At 54.2% G+C, this 1,317-nt stretch carries 1 protein-coding gene; it reads left to right on the top strand.

Annotated features, from left to right (window positions below):
* Positions 1 to 1,317, top strand: a 1,317-nt coding sequence (locus J5224_RS28210; RefSeq protein WP_264628420.1) for an AAA family ATPase, incomplete at both ends; no start/stop codon positions are given.

Raw genomic sequence — 1,317 nt, 5'->3', positions numbered from 1 at the left:
GCAGACACGCTTGAATCGCTGGATTTTGCTGCGCTTCAGCCCCGGCTGGCAGATAGCCTGAAGGTATTTTGCCATCCTCACTCACCGTCTCCCTATATGTTGGTGAAGGCAGAAGAGACCCATGATTACCTCGCGCTCATTACCGGAGCGGTAAGGCATCTGTGCCCACCGATCGCGGCCCCGCGCGGCAGCCGTTATCGTATTGAGCACGATCGGATTGATATTCAACCGGCGCAGCAACTTGACGATAATTTCGCGGCCCAGCAGGCATGCGAGTTCAAGGCATGGATCGAAGCAGAACAGTTATTCGGCTGTGTCCGTTATTTTCAGGAACGCATTAGCCTGCAACCCGGATTATTACACCGTATCAATGGCGGGACGTTGATCCTGACTGCGCGAACCTTGTTAGCACAACCGCTACTGTGGTTACGCTTAAAGCAAATTATCGCAGAAGGCCAATACCATTGGCTTTCACCGGATGAAAGGCGTCCTTTGCCTCTCGCGATTCCGTCAATGCCGATGAATATTCGGCTGATGGTGGTCGGCGACCGCGAAAGCCTTGGCGATCTGCATGATATTGAACCCGACCTGCGTGACTTGGCCGTGTACGGTGAATTTGAATCCGAGTTGCCGCTGATTGACGAAGAGGATATGTCACGCTGGTGTGCATACATTAATGCGTTATGCACCGCCAATCATCTCCCCTTGCTCGCAGCGGATGCCTGGCCTTCACTGCTGCAATTAGCCGTGCGCTACAGCGGCGATCAGGGCAGCCTGCCGCTTTGTCCGCAGTGGCTTACGCATCAGCTCAAGCACATTGCCATTTACGCTCAGGAAGCGCATATCACTGCGCAAACCATCACGGATGCGATCGCAGCCCAACGCTGGCGAGAAGGCTATCTGGCCGAGCGTATGCATGACGAAATTGAGCTGGGACAGATAGTGATCGAAACCGAGGGCGAAGTCGTTGGCCAAATCAACGGGCTTTCGGTGCTTGAATACCCCGGCCATCCGGTGGCATTTGGTGAACCCACACGCATTAGCTGTGTTGTTCATCCTGGCGATGGCGAATTTACCGATGTCGATCGCAAAGCTGAACTGGCGGGTAATTTGCACGCCAAGGGCATGATGATCATGCAGGCATTTCTGATTTCCGAACTGGAGCTTGAGCAACAACTGCCCTTCTCCGCATCGCTGGTGTTTGAGCAGTCCTACAGTGAAGTCGATGGTGACAGTGCATCGCTGGCCGAGCTGTGCGCATTAATTAGCGCCTTGTCGCTGCAACCGATCAATCAGCAACTCGCCATTACCGGTTCG

The sequence above is a fragment of the Candidatus Symbiopectobacterium sp. NZEC135 genome (assembly GCF_025962695.1).
Note: the sequence above shows the minus strand (reverse complement) of the source record. Positions and strands in the feature narration are given on the sequence as shown.